The organism is Shewanella canadensis (assembly GCF_003966225.1).
In the GTDB taxonomy this organism is placed as follows: Bacteria; Pseudomonadota; Gammaproteobacteria; order Enterobacterales; family Shewanellaceae; genus Shewanella; species Shewanella canadensis.
Window position 1 is genome coordinate 26,192 of sequence record NZ_RXNU01000014.1, and the last position, 20,345, is coordinate 46,536.

The 20,345-nt window shown below is 48.9% G+C and carries 16 protein-coding genes; 7 read left to right on the top strand and 9 right to left on the bottom strand.

All coding sequences use genetic code 11. From position 1 onward, the window contains the following. The first annotated feature begins 71 nt into the window (after positions 1–71). From creD to EKG38_RS19740, 5 genes are all read left to right on the top strand, one after another. Complete coding sequence (creD, locus tag EKG38_RS19720) at positions 72–1,436, top strand: cell envelope integrity protein CreD (protein ID WP_126522270.1); 1,365 nt, start codon at positions 72–74, stop codon at positions 1,434–1,436. Between the two features lie 164 nt (positions 1,437–1,600). Continuing rightward, positions 1,601–2,416: a phosphatase PAP2 family protein gene (locus EKG38_RS19725; RefSeq protein WP_246033226.1), complete on the top strand. Its 816-nt coding sequence runs from the start codon at positions 1,601–1,603 to the stop codon at positions 2,414–2,416. A 95-nt stretch (positions 2,417–2,511) separates the two neighbouring features. Further along, positions 2,512–2,991 carry an Lrp/AsnC family transcriptional regulator gene (locus tag EKG38_RS19730; protein ID WP_126522272.1) on the top strand — a complete coding sequence of 160 codons (480 nt, stop codon included), beginning with the start codon at positions 2,512–2,514 and terminating at the stop codon, positions 2,989–2,991. A gap of 339 nt (positions 2,992–3,330) precedes the next feature. Continuing rightward, a complete protein-coding gene (locus EKG38_RS19735) occupies positions 3,331–4,686 on the top strand; it encodes a sodium-dependent transporter (protein WP_126522274.1) in 1,356 nt (451 codons plus the stop codon). Positions 4,687–4,909: 223 nt separating this feature from the next. After that, the gene (locus EKG38_RS19740) at positions 4,910–6,913 is read left to right on the top strand and encodes a TonB-dependent copper receptor (protein WP_126522276.1); all 2,004 of its coding nucleotides are present in this window, start codon (positions 4,910–4,912) and stop codon (positions 6,911–6,913) included. A 79-nt stretch (positions 6,914–6,992) separates the two neighbouring features. Here the strand turns inward: EKG38_RS19740 and EKG38_RS19745 are convergent, their stop codons facing one another. Next, positions 6,993–8,435, bottom strand: a complete 1,443-nt coding sequence (locus tag EKG38_RS19745; protein WP_126522278.1) for an MBL fold metallo-hydrolase RNA specificity domain-containing protein — start codon at positions 8,433–8,435, stop codon at positions 6,993–6,995. A 216-nt stretch (positions 8,436–8,651) separates the two neighbouring features. Here EKG38_RS19745 and EKG38_RS19750 point away from each other — a divergent pair, with 216 nt between their 5' ends. Next, entirely contained in the window at positions 8,652–9,089 is a 438-nt protein-coding gene (locus tag EKG38_RS19750; protein ID WP_126522280.1) for an ankyrin repeat domain-containing protein, read from the top strand. 117 nt (positions 9,090–9,206) lie between these two features. Here the strand turns inward: EKG38_RS19750 and EKG38_RS19755 are convergent, their stop codons facing one another. Together EKG38_RS19755 and EKG38_RS19760 are read right to left on the bottom strand one after the other, a co-directional pair. Next, positions 9,207–9,614, bottom strand: a complete 408-nt coding sequence (locus EKG38_RS19755; RefSeq protein ID WP_246033227.1) for a GNAT family N-acetyltransferase — start codon at positions 9,612–9,614, stop codon at positions 9,207–9,209. A gap of 450 nt (positions 9,615–10,064) precedes the next feature. Next, a complete protein-coding gene (locus EKG38_RS19760) occupies positions 10,065–10,673 on the bottom strand; it encodes a TetR/AcrR family transcriptional regulator (RefSeq protein ID WP_126522284.1) in 609 nt (202 codons plus the stop codon). A 162-nt stretch (positions 10,674–10,835) separates the two neighbouring features. Between EKG38_RS19760 and EKG38_RS19765 the strand changes: the two genes are divergently transcribed. Continuing rightward, a complete protein-coding gene (locus EKG38_RS19765) occupies positions 10,836–11,909 on the top strand; it encodes an MBL fold metallo-hydrolase (RefSeq protein ID WP_246033228.1) in 1,074 nt (357 codons plus the stop codon). Between the two features lie 102 nt (positions 11,910–12,011). On the opposite strand, the gene EKG38_RS19770 is transcribed toward EKG38_RS19765, so the two are convergent. The 6 genes from EKG38_RS19770 to ilvG all read right to left on the bottom strand — a co-directional run bounded on the left by EKG38_RS19770 (position 12,012) and on the right by ilvG (position 20,196). Further along, positions 12,012–13,154 carry a pyridoxal-phosphate-dependent aminotransferase family protein gene (locus EKG38_RS19770; protein ID WP_126522288.1) on the bottom strand — a complete coding sequence of 381 codons (1,143 nt, stop codon included), beginning with the start codon at positions 13,152–13,154 and terminating at the stop codon, positions 12,012–12,014. Between the two features lie 421 nt (positions 13,155–13,575). Beyond that, positions 13,576–15,150 carry a threonine ammonia-lyase, biosynthetic gene (ilvA, locus tag EKG38_RS19775; RefSeq protein WP_126522290.1) on the bottom strand — a complete coding sequence of 525 codons (1,575 nt, stop codon included), beginning with the start codon at positions 15,148–15,150 and terminating at the stop codon, positions 13,576–13,578. 1 nt (position 15,151) lies between these two features. After that, complete coding sequence (ilvD, locus tag EKG38_RS19780; protein ID WP_126522292.1) at positions 15,152–17,002, bottom strand: dihydroxy-acid dehydratase; 1,851 nt, start codon at positions 17,000–17,002, stop codon at positions 15,152–15,154. A 181-nt stretch (positions 17,003–17,183) separates the two neighbouring features. Beyond that, positions 17,184–18,107, bottom strand: coding sequence for a branched-chain amino acid transaminase (locus tag EKG38_RS19785; RefSeq protein ID WP_126522294.1), 924 nt, complete (start codon positions 18,105–18,107; stop codon positions 17,184–17,186). Positions 18,108–18,191: 84 nt separating this feature from the next. Further along, complete coding sequence (gene ilvM, locus EKG38_RS19790) at positions 18,192–18,452, bottom strand: acetolactate synthase 2 small subunit (RefSeq protein WP_126522296.1); 261 nt, start codon at positions 18,450–18,452, stop codon at positions 18,192–18,194. 70 nt (positions 18,453–18,522) lie between these two features. After that, positions 18,523–20,196, bottom strand: coding sequence for an acetolactate synthase 2 catalytic subunit (gene ilvG, locus EKG38_RS19795; RefSeq protein ID WP_185826916.1), 1,674 nt, complete (start codon positions 20,194–20,196; stop codon positions 18,523–18,525). Positions 20,197–20,345: the final 149 nt, after the last annotated feature.

A 20,345-nucleotide genomic window follows, 5' to 3' on the forward strand; every position in this document is an offset into this window, starting at 1 on the left:
GATCACTAGCTTGCCCTCATAGGCCAGGTAAATTCTGTTTCAATACTCTCAGCATCAAAGAGGGATTTATCATGCTCAATTTCTTCACTACGGCTACCACTAACCTAACCCATAAGATCATCGTTCTTGTGGGAATGTCACTGCTCTCTTCCATTCCGCTTGGGCTTGTTATGAATATGACCTCAGACAGAGAGTACCTCTATCACGACGTGGTTAATGAAATTGGCCGTTCATGGGGAGAGCAGCAGAGAATCGCTGGACCCGCACTCGTCTTACCTTATAGCTATGAGGTCGTTCAGGAGAAGATCGATGATGAAGGATACACGGTAAAAATTAAGAGCAGCTTCCAAGATGAGTTGGTTATTTTGCCAAAAGTTCTGGATCTCGATATGGATCTAGCCCACGACTTTCGCTCAAGAGGGATATACCAATCCTTAGTTTACAGTACCACGGTCAGTGGCAGAGCTAAGTTCGTCATTCCCGAGATAAAGATCCCTAACCTTATCTCCCTGGAGGCTGAAAGTGCCCGGCTGGTTTTCGGTATCTCAGCCAATCAGGCGATTGAGAAAATTGAATCATTTGAAGTGACCAGTTCTAAAACGGCGTCATCAAATATAAATACCGTGGGCGACATCATGCCGGGAACCGGATTACCCCAACAACCAGGACTGGAGCGTGGCTTTCACCTACCCATAGATTTAGGTTTAGATTTAAATCTTAATCAGACTCAATTTAATGTCGACTTTGCGATACAGCTTCGGGGATCACAGGCCATTAGTGCACTGCCCTTAGGTGAGCAGACCAACATCAGCATCTCGAGCGATTGGCCCCACCCCAGCTTTAACGGGCTCCTGCCAACGAGTAGAGAGATCACAGACACAGGGTTTAAGGCAAGTTGGCAGATCAGCCACTTGACCCGTAACTACCCACAAGTGTTCACTAAGCAGCTTGAAATAAACCTTACCGAAGTTGAAGCCAGCACGGCGTTATTTGAGCCCGTCACTCACTATGGGAAAGTGGAGCGTTCGGTCAAATATGGCATGTTATTTATTGCATTAACCTTCATCGTACTTTTGATATTTGAGCTTAGCCAACAAAGCTCGCTTAGTCTGGTTCAATACCTGTTGGTCGGCTGCGCCGTCACCCTTTTCTACCTGTTGTTACTCTCGTTATCAGAACATCTAGCCTTCGCTCAAGCCTATATGATTGCGGCGAGTATCCCGGTGTTATCTATATCGCCTTATGTCGCCAGTGCGACTGCCAGCATGAGAAAGGGAGGGATAATCGCGGCCATGTTGGTCTGTCTGTACGCTGTGCTGTACTCAATCTTAAGACTTGAAGATTTCGCATTGCTGATGGGAACGGGCTTGCTGCTTATAGCCCTCTTGGTTCTGATGTTTATTACCCGGCATAAGAGTCTGCACTGTGAAATATGATGCGCGAAGTTTTACATCAGTGCTAATTCAGTGTTAATGCCTTGCCGTCAATTATCCTAAATGGTCGATTTATCGGGCTATTCGCTTGGCAATATCTTTGTTGCGCGTTAGCCTGAAAAACTATTTGGCAAAGAGTCCTTCACCATCGGTATGAGACCCTATTCTTGAAACTATTATCTTTACTGAAATCGCGTTTTCCACTTGGTCCCATGATGATGGGTTGGGCCATTTTAACCATCATACCAGCGATATTGTTGATATCTGATACCGCTCTATTTCCGCTATTGCCACTGAATTCACTATCGGCAGAGGGGCTGTTTTGGTTAACCTCATCGGGCACGGCTCCCTATGGAGTCGCAACGGTACTCTTTATCTTATTGCTTAGTTACCATCGTCTCGCCAAAGCGGAGTTTATCAGCCTGTTTCTCACCATCTCTCTGGGTATGTGCACGACATTAGGGCTTAATCACTACCTCAAGCCTTTCTTCAACGAGGCTCGCCCCAATGCGGTTTGGCTGGAGCAGCAATACCTGCTCAACACTGAAAACTTCTACACCCTAACGAAGGCAGAACGCAAGGCACAGATGACGGCGTCACTCGAGCGACTCGAACACGCCGAAACAGACTTAGTCCTCTCTCCTCTAGTCAAACAACATTGGAAGAATGAGGTAGGTTTTGCCTTTCCCTCGGGCCACACGCTCTTCGCGATGACTCTCACCATGATAGCGAGTTACTACCTTCTGTTAGCAGGAAATCTGGTACTGCCGACGATACTGTTCATTTGGAGCATCACCATGGGGTTCAGTCGCATGCTATTGGGTATGCATTGGTCTCAAGATGTACTGGCATCGACTGTGCTCGGCGGAGTGATTAGCCTATTCAGTCTATTCTTCATCCATAAAACCTTTCCCTATGGCGCTAAGGCCTATACAGATCTGAGCACCAAGTTACGACAGAAGCGGCTCACGCTCAAACCTTGATAATAACGGTCAGTGAAATAGATGCTAAAGGGGGGAGATAAGGCTATGCTATCCCCCTCAACAGTTAACCTCGAACTTTTACGAGACCCGATAACATGGCAGAGTTACAACTCGATCAGATAGATTTCGCTATTTTAAAACTGCTCCAGAGTCATGGAAAACTGTCTAATCAAGAACTGGCTGTAAAAATAGGTTTATCCCCCTCTCCATGCTCCAGACGTGTCAAGGCGCTGGAGGAGTCTGGTTTCATTGCAGGTTACGCCACACTGCTCTCGGCCGAGCATTTCAATCTGTCTTTGACCGCCTATGTTCAGGTGAGATTGGAGAAGCATTCACGCGAGATTTTAGAATCATTTGAAACTCTGGTTTGCGGTTACGATGAAGTACTCGAGTGCTGCCTGCTTACGGGTAGTGACGCAGATTACCAACTTAAGGTGCTGGTTGAAGATATGAGCCAATTTAAGGTTTTCCTGTTAGATAAGCTCACCACAGATCCCCACATTGCCGGAGTACATTCAAGCTTTGTGCTCAAACAGGTGAAAAACCAAACCTGCATACCTCTCCCCCAGTCCTGAGTTTAATACCCACGAACTCAGTTCCCCAGATAGGTTATACCTATTGGTATTGTTGCTCAAAATATTGATGAGACTTCACTCCAAGCTGGCATTATTAGTTAGATTGGGCTCAAAATAGTAAATTAATTCAAACGCCATTTTCTTGCGTCAGTGACGACCACAAAAGCGTTCGGCGCAAACTTATGGCGCAAAACAACCAAAGATTGGAATATAAAATCACAGAAGATGGGAATAGCGATTCAGATAGTCGAAATGTAACATATTTTCGACATAAAGCACCATTGACCAATAATGATAAACCTCTATCATGCGCCCTCTTGAAAACAGAAAGAGGCAGGCATGGCCAGCACAAATTCAAATCACTTTAGCTCACGATTGGGCTTTATTATGGCGGCGGCTGGTTCAGCCGTTGGCGTCGGTAATATTTGGGGCTTCCCCACTCAAGCCGCAACCCATGGTGGTGGTGCCTTCCTGCTTGTATACCTGATACTGATCCTAATTTTAGGGTATCCAATGCTGGTTGCCGAGCTGATGATTGGACGTCACGGTCAGACTAACCCTGCCGATGCGATGGCTAAACTTGGCAACAACACGCTAAGTAAGAAAATCGGTAAAGCGATCGGTTTCACCTCCATTGTCACCGCAACCTTGATCTGTACCTTCTACACTATATTGTCGGGTTGGTTTGTCAGCTTTGCCCTGGCACCAGTAGCGGAAATCTTTGGTTTTACGGCGGCATCTGATTGGTTAATGGATTTCTCCCTATCACGTAATCTGCTCTTCACAACCATCTTCATCTTGATGGTTATCTACGTGATACGCCAGGGAGTACAGCAGGGGATCGAACGCTGGTCCAAACGCTTAATGCCACTGCTTCTGATGATATTGGTATTAGGGGTGGGCTATATCTTGACTCTACCCGGTGCGATGACAGGGCTTAAAGTACTATTAGTTCCCGACTTTTCCCGAGTCTGGGATCCCGATGTTCTCGTCGGTGCTCTGGGGCAAACCTTCTTCTCCCTGACCATAGGTACAGGTGCCATGATGGTCTACGGCGCTTATTTAAATAAGAATGAACACTTGGGTAAGCTAACGGCCTATGTGACCCTTACCGATACCAGTGTGGCCTTCCTGGCCGCACTCATGATTATCCCGGCTATGTATGTGGCTCAACACAATGGGGTGCAGATCTTCGGTGAAGATGGCAGCCTGTTAAACTCAGACACCTTAGTGTTTACTGTGCTACCCGCGCTGTTTGATACCTTAGGGGGCAACTTACAATACCTGCTGGCCTTTATCTTCTTCGTGCTAATGACCATAGCAGGCCTGACATCTGCAATTTCGATTGTCGAAGTGCCCACCAGCTATCTGATGGAGAAAAGGGATATGGGGCGTAACAAGGCCACTTATCTGGTTGGCGCACTGATTATTGTCTTATCCCTTACCGTGGTAATGAACTTTGAGCATCTGTTTAGCTTTATGATCACGTTAACCACCGAACGCGCACAGCCACTCATCGCCTTAGGTATCGCCATCTATCTGGGTTGGGTATGGCAGAGAAACAGCCTGCTTCAAGAGATCCAGGCTCAGGATGGCGTCGATAGCAAAAGCTTGTTCTGGCGTGTCTGGCCCGTTTATGTGAAATTTATCTGCCCACTACTTATAACGCTCATTATCGTCCAGCTGTTTAAATAGGTAGCTCCACCGACTCATCCTTAAGCCACTGAGACCAAATAGTCTCGGTGGCGTCATCCACAGATAACTGAGTGAAATTTCAACAAGCAGACAGTGGCAACGAATGGAGATGTGAGAGAGATCAATTTAAGCTGTGACACATTGTCGCACAACTTACCTTTCCCTTTGTTAACAAGCTAAACATCTGCGAAAAAGACGCAACTAAAAATAAAAGAGCGTCGCCATGAAACATAAAACAATAACACTGGCCTCAGTGATCACCGCAACCATAAGTATTCCAACTCTGGTTTTCCCTCAGACAGCCCTTGCCGAGGATGAGCCCAGAAACTGTGAAGACCGTCGATGTGACGACTATATCGTCATCACAGGTGAGTTGATGCGCGAGCCGACAAAGGTCGTTACCGATCCCAAGAAGCCAAGGCTCCCTCTCCCCTCATATGACGGTGCAGGATTCCTGAAAACCATTCCCGGATTCAGTATCGGTCGAAAAGGGGGGGCCGGTGGCGATCCATCCTTAAGAGGCATGGGCGGCTCACGCATCAGCATCGTCGATGATGGCCAGCATGTGTATGGCACCTGTGGTGGACGTATGGATCCGCCGACGGCCTATATCTACCCGGAAGCCTATGACAGCATCACAGTGATCAAGGGGCCACAAACCGTAAAATATGGTCCGGTTGGCTCCGCCGGAACCGTTTTGTTTGAAAAAGATAGACATAGCTTTGTCGAACCCGGCGTTGAGGGGCGGGCCAGTGTCACCGCCGGCAGTTTCGAACGACAAGACTATATTGTCGAGCTGAAAGCCGGTGATGAGACCCATTATCTCGATCTGGATATCAATCAATCCAGCAGCGATCACTACCAAGATGGTGACGGAAACACGGTGCAATCCAGCTACGATCGTAACAACTACAATATCGCTCTGGGGTGGACCCCAACAGACACCAGTGTTATTGAACTCGCTTATGGTAAGTCTGATGGTGAAGCCGAGTACGCCGACAGGGCCAATAAAGCCCGGGTGATCAATAATGAAAATGTCACCCTGTTGACTCAGTTCGAGTTCGACTCAGAGCTAATTCGCGAAGTCGAGTTTCAGGCCTACACCAATAAGAACGACCATATTATGGATCAGTTCGATCAAGGGGTGAACTCCGGAGTCAATGTTCGCCGCAAAACCTCAGGGGGTCACTTCTGGCTGGAGCTCACACCCAGTGAGGATTTAGAGGCTACCTTAGGTATCGATTACATGCAGAGTACCCACGAGGGACGTAGCATCAATCCTGAGTTTGATAACGGCCTCGACGACCTGCTATCTAAACCATTTAAAGATAATATGCGCTATGACAACATGGGGATATTTATCGAAGCCGACTATGCATTAGGAGGAGGAAATCTACTCTCAGGCTTACGCTTCGACCATTGGGATACTGAACTCTTTGTCGCGCAGACGGGTAAACGTAGTGACGACCTGATCAGCGGTTTCATTCGTTATGAATATCTCAATGGTAATAACCAATACTACTTAGGCACGGGTCATGCACAGCGGATCCCCGATTACTGGGAGATCATGAAGGCCAGCCCGGATAATCTCTCCACCAAGGCATTCGATCTCGAGCCAGAGAAGACAACTCAATTGGACATTGGCTGGATATATCAAGCCGATATCGAAATATCGACCTCACTCTATTATGGCAAGGTCGATGATTACATCTTGGTTGACTCCAATACACCAATGACCAGCGCCTATAATGTCGATGCGACCATATGGGGCGGCGAAGTTGGCATAACCTACCCATTTACAGAGCAGTGGTCGGCACAAACGACACTTAGTTATAGCCATGGAGAAAATGACACTCAGGATACCCCTCTGGGACAGATCTCTCCTATGGAGGGGCGTGTATCGGTCAATTATGAGGGAGAAGAGTGGACGGCGGGACTGTTCTGGCGTGTTGTTGCGGCTCAGGATCGAGTCTCTATCGGTCAAGGCAATATCTCTGGCCAGGATCTGGCAGAGAGCAGTGGCTTCGGCACACTCGCTATCAATGGATCATGGAAGCATGGCGACGCGGTTTTAGTGAGTTTCGGTATCGAAAACCTGTTTGATATCACCTATGCCGAGCATGTGAGTCGCTCTGGTGCAGGTAACGATATCCCAGGTAGTGAGCCGATGTTTCAGGTCAATGAACCCGGTCGTACCGCATGGGTGAAAATGGACTATACCTTCTAAACCCAAGTGCTTTGTTAGCTTGGTAATTAACTCCCGTATCCGAACGGTCGTCCGGGTACGGGGTCAATAAACCTAAACATCACGGCTTTATCCAGGTCAATTCAGGTAACGCATTCAGGTCGAGCTTGTCACCATAGGCGGCAATAGCGAGGGCTTGTGGGCAAGTGCTGTTTTCCTGCCGCAATTTATCGACCAGCCCCTCTTGCGCCTCTGACTCACCATGCACCAAGACGAGTGGTGGCCTCTCTTTAAAATGACGATACCAGCGTATCAACTCGGCTTGATCCGCATGTGCAGAGAGGCCGCCGATCGTATGAATAGCCGCTGCAACCTCTATGCTCTTACCGTTAATCGTGAGCTGTTTGGCCCCATCTACTAACAATCGACCCGGAGTGCTAATGGCCTGATAACCACAGATGATCACATCACACTCACTGCGCCAGAGATTATGCTCCAGATGGCATCGAATACGCCCACCATTACACATACCACTACCGGCAATGATGATATGTCCCTTATGTATATCGTTGAGCAGCATAGACTCGTCGGTGCTGAGAATAAACTCTACATTGGATAACAAGGGATGTTGCCCGGGATGCATACGGGTAAACCGCTTAAAGTCATCGTCCATCAAGGGATAATTATTCAGATAGACACTCGTCGCTTCTATCGCCATGGGGCTATCGAGACAGATTTTCCAACGAGACAGATCCCACTCCTTTGCGTACAGGTGAAACAGATAAAGCAGCTCTTGTGCACGCCCCACCGAGAATGCCGGCAGAAGAATATTGCCATGGCTCTCGCTTATAGCTTTGGCAAAAATCTGTTTAAGCTCTTCGATCGTGTCATCCCAACTGCGATGCATTCGGTTACCGTAGGTGCTCTCCATCATCACTAGGTCGGCACTGTCGACAGTACTGGGGTCTTCCAATAAGGGCATACCCGCACGGCCTAAGTCGCCACTGAAAACCAGCTTCTTTTGCTCAACTCCTTCCCCTAAGAAAAGCTCGACTATCGCCGATCCCAATATATGGCCGGCATCCGACAGACAGATATCGACATGGGGGATGATCCGGGTCATATCGCCATAATCCAGCAACACAAACTGTGCCATGGCCCTATCGACATCCTCTTCAATAAAGAGGGGCTCGATGGGCTCCATCTCCTGCTTGACCCGCTTCTTATTCAACCTTTCCGCATCACGTCGCTGCAGCATGGCCGCATCTTTTAGCATGATGGCACACAGCTCTGCGGTCGCTTTATGGGTAAAGATAGGGCCAGAGAATCCGGACTTAACCAGTAGAGGAAGACGACCGGAATGGTCGATATGAGCATGACTTAATACGACGGCGGCAATGGCCTTAGGATCGAACAGGAATGGCTCATGGTTACGTAGCTGGTCAGCCTTCCCTCCTTGAATAAGTCCACAGTCTAACAGCAGTTGCTGGCCATTCACCTCCAGCAGATGACAAGAGCCGGTGACCTCTTGCGTCGCCCCTAAAAACTGCAGCGTCATTCTCATATCCTTGGCCTATTTTTTTTGTCCCATCTTAATTTAAGAATAGACTATCTCCTTACCTGTCAAAGAAAAACAGCAAATAATCAGCCTTACTTTCAGGTAAAAAAAAAGCATAATTCTTGCCTCATAAAACGCTGTGAGCCATCGGGTTTTCGCATCAGAATATAGAGCCGGCAGCGACTATACTTAAGGTTCGAGTACTCATGAGGAGAGTAAAAGATGAAAAGCATAATGGTCATTCTGATCTGCTTAATGTTAGGAACTACCTCTATAAACCTATCGGTGGCCGGTGAACTGCATGAAGCCATTTCTAAGGGAGAAATTAACCGGGTTGAGGTATTAATTGAGAAAGGCAGCGATGTGAACGCAAAAGATGAGAACGGGAGTTATCCTCTCAATTATGCCGCCGCTTACAATCGAGTCGATATGATTCACCTGCTGCTGAAGAGGGGCGCTGAGATCAGTGCACAGAGTGCGGTAGGTGACACGGCTCTGCACTGCGCAACGCGTTATGGTGGCGGTGAGATCGCAACAATAAAGCCCTTATTAGACGCGGGCGTGATTAAAGAGCTAAAGAATACGGAGGGAAAGACCGCCTTAGATTATGCCAAAGATAAAAATCAGCAAGAGGCGATTAAGTTGCTTCATTCGCAATAGTATTCCTACAGAATAGATAACTCCTATAAAGCAAAACAGCAGTATTAGACAAAGTTCCAATACTGTTTTTTTTAGCAGTGGCAATAGTCATTCTAATTAAGGTGTCAGGCCCTGACCTCACTCATCCACGCCCCAGCGACACACTCCTTTGATATTGACCTGGGCTCCCAGACGTTGGTAAAAATTAATCGCCTGATGATTATCCTGGTCGACTTCCCACTTCAAACGTTTAACTCCCGCCATTTGACACACAGCTCTGGCCTTTATCATCAAGGCTTCACCGACTCTTTGGCCTCGATACTCCTCCCATACAAAAACATCATCGATATTCATGTATGAAGAACCCAGCCAAATCGAGTAGTTCCAGGTGTAGGATACATATCCCGCGACCTTATTATCAACCTCGGCGAGCAAGACACCGAATTTAGGCGACGGACCAAAACCCGACTCTTCCAGTTCACGCTTACCGGTAACAACATATTGCTCTTCGCCGTGATGTCTCGCGATCGCCAGTATTAATACCAATTGTATTAAGTACCTGACCATTCAGCGAGAATTCAAAGCTCTGTAGGCAAGTAGGATGATTGAAGCTAATAGTTATTCTCGGCAACAAGCTCCTGCGTTGCTCTACCTCCTAAATCCATTTAGTCGTATATCGAAAGCATCCAGTGCAGCATATAGGGCTTTGAAACTCGCACTACGTGAGCCCCTCTGGCTTCCCACTTCTGCTTTGCATTGACTTAAAAGGGAATAACCATTTCCTCATCAATGCGCCTTGAATTGAAAATCCTGAGGGGCTCTGAATTGGTTAATTATTTAATGCAATTGGTATAGTCATAAACGACATCCAGATCTTTCAGTGTTGCTTCTCTTACCGTTAATGCCATCGGCTATTCTCCTTGAACTGGGTTTTACCTAAACCTTAAATAACTAGAACTTAAATAGCGAAACCATAAGCAGCTTAACCACGAGTAGTTATGCATACTGCTTCAAAATCATCTGCACAGCAGTCTGCGTGATTAAGGCCACCTCCTCATCACCCGGGAAATCTGCACCCTGTACTAACTGTGGCCAAAAACAGAATGCCTTAATCACCCCCGTAAACTGGGTCACTAAGATCTCCGGGGACTGACAGTTAAGCGCACCGGCATCTACCGCACTATGGAACCAGCTGCTCAGAGGCGACTCCTGCTTACTGAACTCTTCCATTGCACCTTGGATCAAAGCCGGGGAATGTATGGCTTCGGCAATAATGACCCTTGCCATATCCATAAAGGCCTGAGATCTCAGCAGTGCTATCTCATAGTCCACCAGCTGCTGCAGCTGTTCCTCTAACCCTATATCATTTGAAAAATTAAGATGCTCAAAGGAACACAGTAGAGCCATCATCTCCAGAATAATGGCGCTAAATAACACCTCTTTACTGGAAAAATGATTATAAACCGTACGTTTAGAGACCTCTGCAGATCTGGCAACATCGTCCATGCTCGTCGCCTTAAAGCCCTTTGCCTGAAACTCCGCCATCGCAGCCTTTAAGATTGCGCCACGCTTAAGCTCGGAACGTGAAATTTTTTTCTCTACCATTTTCAAACTCTTAATCTTTCAAATTGAACTCACTGAGCTTATTTTACACTGACAAGTTTACTTTTACACGATTTTAAGTAAACTACACCGTATAGTTTACTTGCGAGCTGAATTATGAAACGGATTATCTTAATCACCACTCTCTTATTTTTTGGAGGCGCTATGCTGACGATGACAACAACCTCTGCTGAACTCGATAACCAGAGTTCAGAGAGCAGACACCATAATGCCAAGGGTGGCTTTGTTAATACCGCGGCCGACTTTAGCGATGACACGGCTATCATGCCGTTACTGATGCGCTACGTAACCGAAAAGCGAGTCGATGCTACGCCTGAGCAACAACCGCCACTTGTCGAACTAACGACCGAGCAATTACACTCGCTGCCAAGGGATAGAGATCTGGTCATTCGTCTCGGTCACTCGAGTATTTTTATGCAGCTGGATGGCAAGAGGTGGCTTATCGATCCCGTATTCAGCGAGCGCGCCTCCCCCTTCAGCTTTATTGGTCCGAAGCGATTTCACCCGACCCCGATAGCGCTGGACTCACTGCCGAGAATTGATGGAGTGATCATCAGCCATGATCATTATGATCACTTAGATGAGAAAACAATCAAGTACCTGGCTGCGTCAACGTCTCATTTCATCGTGCCGCTTGGTGTCGATAAGCATCTGCTTAAATGGGGCGTGTCAGCGGATAAAATTCAAGCTCTGGATTGGTGGCAATCTTTTAGTTTGGGCAATACCATGATCACTGCGACTCCGACTCAACATTTTTCAGGGCGAGGCTTATTCGACAAAAACGATACCCTCTGGGCTTCCTATGTCATTGAATCGAATCGCAACAAACTCTACTTCAGTGGTGATTCGGGATACTTCGATGGTTTCAGGGAGATAGGTGAGCGCTTCGGCCCCTTTACACTCACCATGATGGAAACCGGGGCTTATGATAAAGACTGGCCCACGATCCACATGACGCCGGAGCAGAGTATACAGGCTCATATCGACCTTAAGGGCCGTCATATGATGCCGATACACAACGGGACCTTCGATCTTGCCTTTCACAGTTGGTACGAACCGCTAGAGCGAATCGTCGAACTGGCCAATAGCGCCGATGTAAGCATAGTGACTCCCGTTATGGGGCAAGCCTTAGATATTGACGATAAGATTCAGCTCGCGACCACCAACACGCTTTGGTGGAGAACATCGACTCAAACCCGGCTGGCCCTGGCTTTATAAATAAAAATAATCAGACATAAAAAAGCAGCATTGAATCGATTCAATGCTGCTTCTGTTTATCGTCTGCTATTCAGTCAGTATCAGGGGGGCTAGTTCAGCACACTAATTCAGTACATCCTCCAATGCCTTCAGACACAAGGCGACGTTCTCGCGGCGGGCACCGAAGCCCATCAGGCCGATGCGCCACGCTTTACCCGCTAACGCGCCCAAGCCTGCTCCGATCTCCAGGTTATAGCTCTCTAACAGTTGAGTGCGCACGGCACCGTCATCCACACCTTCGGGAATATAGACCGCATTGAGCTGAGGCAGACGTGAAGCCTCATCGACCACAAACTTAAGTCCCAATCCTTCCAGCCCTTGGCGTAGCACTTGGTGCATATCAGCATGGCGCTGCCAAGCAGCTTCCAAGCCCTCGTTAGCCAATAAACGTAGTGACTCATGCAGCGCGTAGAGCGCATTCACCGGAGCCGTATGGTGATAGCTTCGCTTAGCACCGTTATCGGCAGTACCACTCCAATAACCCATCACTAAGGTTTGATCTAAGAACCAACTCTGCACAGGGGTTTTACGGGCTTTAAGCTTCGCAACTGCCGCAGGTGAAAATGACACAGGTGACAAACCTGGTACACAGGAGAGACACTTCTGACTACCGGAATAGATGGCATCTATGCCCCACTCATCGACTCTCAATTCGACGCCCCCCAGTGATGTCACCGCATCGACTATCGAAAGACAGTCATATTGCTTTGCCAATGCACACAAGGTTTTTGCATCGGATAGGGCGCCTGTTGAAGTTTCCGCATGAACGAAGGCTAAAAATTTGGCATCTGGATGCGCCTTCAATGCCGCTTCCACATCAGACGGGTTCACCGCTTCGCCCCACTCATTGTCGACGACAACGGCAATGGCTCCCACACGCTCGACATTCTGACGCATGCGCTCACCGAATACGCCATTACGGCAGACAATCACCTTCTCACCCGCCTCGACCAGATTCACGAAACAGGTTTCCATACCGGCAGAGCCAGGCGCCGAGACGGCAAGTGTCATCTCATTGGTCGTTTGGAACGCATACTGAATTAATCCTTTAAGCTCATCCATCATGCCGACAAACAGGGGATCTAAATGCCCTATGGTTGGACGAGATTGTGCGGCAAGCACCTCGGGATAAACATCGGATGGACCCGGGCCCATCAGGGTTCTACGTGGGGGATTAAACGCATCGATATAGGGTGCAACTAACATCTTCTTTCCTCGGTAAGGTCTTCTCTGAAAGATAAGGGGTTAAGGTTAACTCGTATCGGATACATACGAATTCCCTACATATTAAACAGTTATACTGGCGTACCTGTGCCTTAAGGCATCTTATTTTTTAGCATTAATGAGCGCAAGTGGACTTAAGACTAACGGCCACCAGCATTCTCGTTAAACTTAAACTTAAACTTAAACTTAAACTTAAACTTAAACTTAAACTTAAACTTAAACTTACACTTAAACTTAATCTCAGGCTCAGAATTCAAACTAGTGTTTAAAAAATAACAATAACATAAAAAAGGACGCCGTTGCGTCCTCTCTGTTTTTTAAAATACTCATCGGTGTTAACGGGTTATGAGTAACAGGAAACCCTTCTGTTATCCAGAATCCAGCGCTACGACTCTTAATGTCTCTACTCTCTGTTATCCAGGAAGAGCTTATAAGCCGGGCTGCTTGTCTCCTCTTGATAGACGAAACCAAGCTCAGTTAAAAACTGTTGAAAGGCTAAGCTGTCACATTCAGGCACCTCAAATCCCGCCAGAACCCGGCCATAAGCCGCGCCATGGTTGCGGTAGTGAAATAAACTGATATTCCATTTGCTCTGCAGGGTGGTTAAAAACTTAAACAGAGCCCCTGGGTGCTCGGGGAATTCGAAACTGAACAGACGCTCATCGAGCTTCTCCGGTGGATGACCGCCGACCATGTAGCGCACATGCAGCTTAGCGGTTTCGTCACGAGACAAGTCTTGCACCTCGAAGCCATCATTTTCGAGCCTGGCAATGATCTCATCAAGCTCAACTTGTCCTCCAGACAAACGAATGCCTGCAAATACGACGGCCTTATCGCGACTACTGAAACGATAGTTAAATTCAGTCATCACCCGCTTTTCGAGTAACTCACAGAACCTTAGGAATATCCCCGGTCTCTCTGGCACTTTTACCGCCAAGATAGCCTCTTTCTGCTCACCGAGTTCACAGCGCTCAGAGACGTAACGCAGGCTATGAAAGTTCACGTTGGCACCACTCAAAATCGCGGCCACTTTCTCGCCCTTACCTTGCGTGCCCATGTACTTTTTAAGGCCTGCAAGTGCTAAGGCTCCCGCAGGCTCGGCGATAGCGCGGGTGTCTTCGAAGATATCTTTCACCGCGGCGCAGATCTCATCAGAGGTCACCGTGATCACCCCATCCACATACTGACGCGCCACTTTGAATGGCTCGGCGCCAATCTGTTTAACTGCAACGCCATCGGCAAACAGCCCCACTTGTGGCAACACCACCCGCTCACCCGCCTCTAGTGCCGCTTTTAAACAGGCTGAATCTTCCGGCTCGACACCGATAATTTTCACTTGTGGCATCACAGCCTTATAAAATGCGGCGATACCCGCAATCAATCCGCCGCCGCCCACAGGCACAAACACCACCTCAATATCGCGCTGCTGTTGCAACATCTCTTGCGCAACCGTGCCTTGCCCGGCAATCACAGCTTCATCATCGAAAGGGGCCACATACACACGCCCCTGAGTAACAGCAAGCTCTTGCGCATGGGCGTTGGCTTGATCAAATGCTTGACCATGCAATACCACTTCACCGCCCAAACGCCTTACCGCATCGACTTTAATCTCCGGGGTCGTCTCAGGCATTACAATCACGGCACTAATACCACGAGCGGCAGCCGACATGGCCACTCCTTGAGCATGGTTACCCGCTGAGGCGCAAACCACACCACATTGGCATTCCTCAGCAGTCAATTCAGATATCTTGTTATAAGCGCCACGCAACTTAAACGAGTGTACCGGCTGCATATCTTCACGCTTCAGAAAAACCTGGCAACCCAGACGGGCCGACAGCTTATTCAAGCTTGAGAGTGGCGTGACTTTGGCCACATCATAAACAGAGGAGAGTAAAGTCTTCTGTAGATAATAGTGAGCTAAATCCACTTGTGAGCTTGTAGCCAAGCCTGCTTGTGAGCCTGAAGCTAACTCAGTCATATTAATCCTCCAGCATAGTGACATCTCTAACAGCGCCTTTGTCGGCACTGGTAGCGAGTAGCGCATAGGCTTTAAGGGCTAATGATACTTCTCTTACACGACCCACTGGCTTCCACGCCTGCTTACCGCGTGCTTCCATCGCGCTGCGACGGGCTGCCAACTCAATATCGCTAATACCCAACTTGATTGAACGCGCCGGAATATCGATTTCGACTCTGTCACCGGTTTCCACTAAACCTATGGTGCCACCCGCCGCAGCTTCCGGCGAAACATGACCGATAGACAAGCCGGAAGTACCACCGGAGAAACGACCATCTGTGATTAAGGCACACGCCTTACCTAAGCCACGAGACTTAAGGTAGCTCGTTGGATAAAGCATCTCTTGCATACCCGGGCCACCTTTAGGGCCTTCATAGCGAATAACCACCACATCACCGGCAACGACTTCGCCACCTAAGATCCCGGAAACCGCATCGTCCTGACTCTCATAGACACGAGCCGAACCGATAAAGGTATGATTTTCTTCGTCGACGCCCGCGGTCTTAACGATACAACCATCGATGGCAATATTACCGGAAAGCACGGCGAGGCCGCCTTCCTGACTAAAGGCAAATTCACGCTTACGGATACAACCGCCCACGCGATCGTTATCGACACTATCCCAGCGACAAGCTTGACTGAAGGCCTTGGTTGTCGGGATCCCGGCAGGACCCGCCGAGAAGAATCTGTGCACGGCTTCATCACTGCTCTGAGCGATATCCCACTTAGCCAGCACCTCTTTCAAGCTCGCGCCCGCCACATGATAAGCGTCGTTATGGATCAGACCGGCTCTGTCGAGTTCGCCTAAAATCCCCATCACGCCACCGGCGCGGTGCACATCTTCCATATGGTATTCAGGCGTCGAAGGGGCAACCTTACACAGATGCGGCACCAGACGTGAAAGTCTGTCGATGTCATCCATGGTGAAATCGACTTTACCTTCGTATGCCGAGGCTAATAGATGCAATACCGTGTTACTCGAACCGCCCATGGCGATATCTAAAGTCATGGCATTTTCGAAGGCATTAAAGTTGGCAATGTTACGCGGCAGCGCCGACTCATCGTCATGCTTATAGTAACGAGTCGCAAGATCCATGATGCGGCGACCCGCTTCTAAGAACAGTTCACGACGATCGGCGTGAGTCGCCAACATAGAGCCATTACCGGGAAGTGACAATCCTAAGGCTTCGGTTAAGCAGTTCATCGAGTTGGCGGTAAACATGCCGGAGCATGAACCACAGGTCGGACAGGCACTACGTTCTATTTGTTCGCTATCTTCATCCGAGACTCGGTCATCGGCACCGGCGACCATAGCATCGACCAGATCGAGCTTGATGATCTTGTCTGATAACTTAGTCTTACCCGCTTCCATAGGGCCACCGGAGACGAAAATCACCGGAATGTTCAGTCGCAGCGCCGCCATCAACATGCCAGGGGTGATCTTGTCACAATTTGATATACACACTAGCGCGTCGGCGCAGTGGGCATTCACCATATACTCGACACTATCGGCGATAAGCTCCCGTGAAGGCAAGCTGTACAACATGCCGCCATGGCCCATGGCGATGCCATCATCGACGGCAATGGTGTTGAACTCTTTGGCGATACCGCCCGCCTCTTCGATAGCGCCAGCAACCAGTGACCCCATATCTTTAAGGTGAACGTGACCCGGCACAAACTGAGTGAAGGAGTTAGCAATCGCAATAATCGGCTTACCGAAATCATTATCTTTCACTCCGGTAGCGCGCCATAAAGCGCGGGCTCCGGCCATGTTACGACCTTCGGTACTGGTAGCTGAACGTAATTTTGGCATTGCGATTGTCCTTTTTGGGAAGGTTCGAGTTACTGGTTCCTAGCTCCTAGGAAGAGCAACGAATTCAACCTTCTAATTAATTTTTTTAAACCCAAGAGCATAAACTCTCAGGCATCTTTATTCTTTGCTTAGTCTAGAATCTAGATTCTAGGCCCTAGGCCCTAGGCTCTAAGACCTTCTTTTAAAGCACTTCCAGCCAGCCCCACTTGTCTTGTGTCTTGCCATTAAACAGACCGAAGAAGCTGTCTTGAACCGCCTTAGTCACAGGTCCGCGCTTACCACTGCCTATGTCGATGCGATCGACACTGCGTACCGGCACAATTTCGGCTGCGGTGCCTGTCATAAATATTTCATCGGCAAGGTAGAGGAACTCACGGGACATCGCCTCTTCAACCACTTCGTAACCTAAGTCACGGGCAAGCACCATAATAGAGTCTCGAGTTATGCCCATTAAAATAGCAGCTGCAGCTGGAGGTGTGTAAATTTTACCCTTCTTGACCACAAATAAATTAGCCCCTGCGCCTTCACTGACCAGGCCATTAACATCGAGGGCTATCCCTTCATGAAAACCATTTCGTTTCGCTTCGGTCGATATCTGTATCGATGACAGGTAGTTACCTCCGGCCTTAGCGCCGGTTGGTATGGTATTCGGTGCGAGGCGATTCCAGGAACTTACGGCAACATCGACCCCGGCTTCCATGCTTTCTTCACCCAGATAAGCGCCCCAGGGAAAGGCCGCCACCATCACATCACACACAGCATCTTTAGGCGGGGTAATTCCCATGCCTACATCGCCATAGAAGGCCAGCGGGCGAATATAAGCACTCTGTAAATTGTTCTTTTTCACTATGTCACTGCAAGACTGCATCAATTCATTGAATGTGTATGGAATAGGCATGCGATAGATCTTGGCTGAATCAAATAGTCGTTCGATATGAGGTGTTACACGGAATCCTGCCGGACCAAGGTGGGTATCATAGACACGGATCCCCTCGAAGACAGATGAACCATAATGCAAACCATGTGACATAACGTGCACCTTGGCATCACCCCAAGGCATTATTTCACCATTAAACCAAATGAACTCTGCTTTCTTTGCGGTCATATATCTTCCCTCAATCTCTTTCAATGTCTTTAGCAACTGGCAACTACAACTTGCTTACTAATTTGTCTTGTCTTTAAAAAACAACTAACTGGTGACTTTCTCTGCTGTAACAGGCTCTAGGGTTAGCGCCCGGCACTGGATAACATCGATAAGTTTTTCCAGCTGGTTGGTGAGTAGCTCAATGGCGCGCTCACTCTCAACCACCATATCCAGGCTGGCGATTTTGCTGTCCTCTAATTGCATATTCATCCTGGTGACTTTGAAGCCACGATGGCGCACGACTCTGAGTACCCGCTCCAACACCTCAGGGCGCTGAGCAAGGGTTAAGGTTAATGTGTAAATCATCTCTGCTTCTCCATCACGTCTGTCTTAAATGAGGTCTTAAGTGAGGCCTTACTTGTGCCCGGAAATGTCATCATGTTGATTTATCCATCTCTTCCATCATGTCGCGATTCGACGCCCCTGGCGGGACCAGCGGCCACACGTTATGCGCATCGTCAATTCTCACATGCAGCAGGTAAGGTCCTTCACAATTGACTAAGTGATCCAGCGCCTCTTCAACTTGCTCGTTTGTCGTGATGGTGCGGCCGGGGATGTCGAACGCCGACGCCAGAGTGACAAAATCGGGGTTATCGGAGAGATCGGTCTCGCTATACCGTTCTTCGAAGAAGAGCTGCTGCCACTGCTTAACCATGCCCAGCTTTTGATTATCGATGAGTAAGATTTTGACCGGTAACTTACGACGCTTGATGGTGGTCAGCTCCTGAACATTCATCATAAATGAGCCATCTCCGGACACGGCAACCACTGTCGCATCGGGGCGAGATACTTTCGCGCCGATAGCGGCGGGCAAGCCGAACCCCATAGTGCCAAGGCCCGCACTGGAGAGATGGTCTTCGGGTTTACGGAACCACATATGTTGCGCCACCCACATCTGGTGCTGGCCAACATCGCAACACACCACACTGTCATCGGGTAACTTGTCGGCTAGACGATTCAGCATCGCAGGGGCGAAGATGAGCTCACCGGGTCTATCGTAGTTCCAGCAGTGCTCACGCTTAAGCTGCGCCACTTCCTCCTGCCATGGGGCTATCTCGAGAGACATACACAAGGCGGGTAAGATCTGACGAAGATCGCCGGCTATGGCGACATCCGGGCGACGCAACTTGCCCAATTCGGCAGTGTCGATATCGAGATGAATCACCTTCGCATGTTCGGCAAATGAGGCCAGGCGTCCGGTAACACGGTCATCGAAACGCGCACCTACAACGATCAACAGATCGCACTCCTGAACGGCAATATTCGCCGCCTTAGAGCCGTGCATGCCTAACATGCCTAAGTAACCCGGGCTGTCATTCGCTACCGAGCCTAAGCCTTTCAGGGTGGCAACCGAAGGTACACCTGTGGCATCGATAAACTCTCTTAACTGATCGACGGCGCTGGCCAAACCGACACCGCCGCCAACATAGAGCATTGGCTGCTTGGCCTGCCTGAGCAGAGACAGTGCCGCAGCAATTTTTTCCCCATCGAACTCGGGCTCAGATATCCGCTCCTGCAGTGGCGTCTTGTATTCGAGCATGCCTATCTGAATATCTTTAGGGATATCGACTAATACCGGACCGGGACGGCCTGAAGCCGCCAGTTCGAAGGCCTTATACAGGGTCGGGATCAACTCATCCATCTCAGTGACCATGAAGCTGTGCTTAGTGCATGATAGTGACAGGCCTAGGACATCGATCTCCTGGAAGGCATCGGTACCAATCACGGCGGTCGATACCTGACCGGTGATAGCCACGAGAGGGACGGAATCGAGCAACGCATCGGCGAGTGATGTCACCAGGTTGGTGGCACCGGGCCCCGAGGTTGCGAAGCAAACCCCGGTCTTTCCGCTGGCGCGGGCATAGCCCACAGCAGCAAAAGCCGCACCTTGCTCATGGCGGCTCAGTAGATGCTCTACCGGCGCGCCATAGAGGGCATCATAAATTGGCATGATGGCACCACCTGGGTATCCAAATATGTTGGTGACACCGTGAGCCGCTAATACCTTGATGACCGCGTCAGCGCCCCTCATCATCTGCCCTTGCTTCATCTGCCCTTGCTCCATCTGCCACTCTCTCTATTTGCCGTTCTGAGGTGAGTACTCGCTCAAAAACTCACTTAAGACCTGTATTTGTAAGGGTAGAGCCCTATCTAATCCTGCATTTAATATTAATTTTTTAGGGCCCTAAACGAAAAACC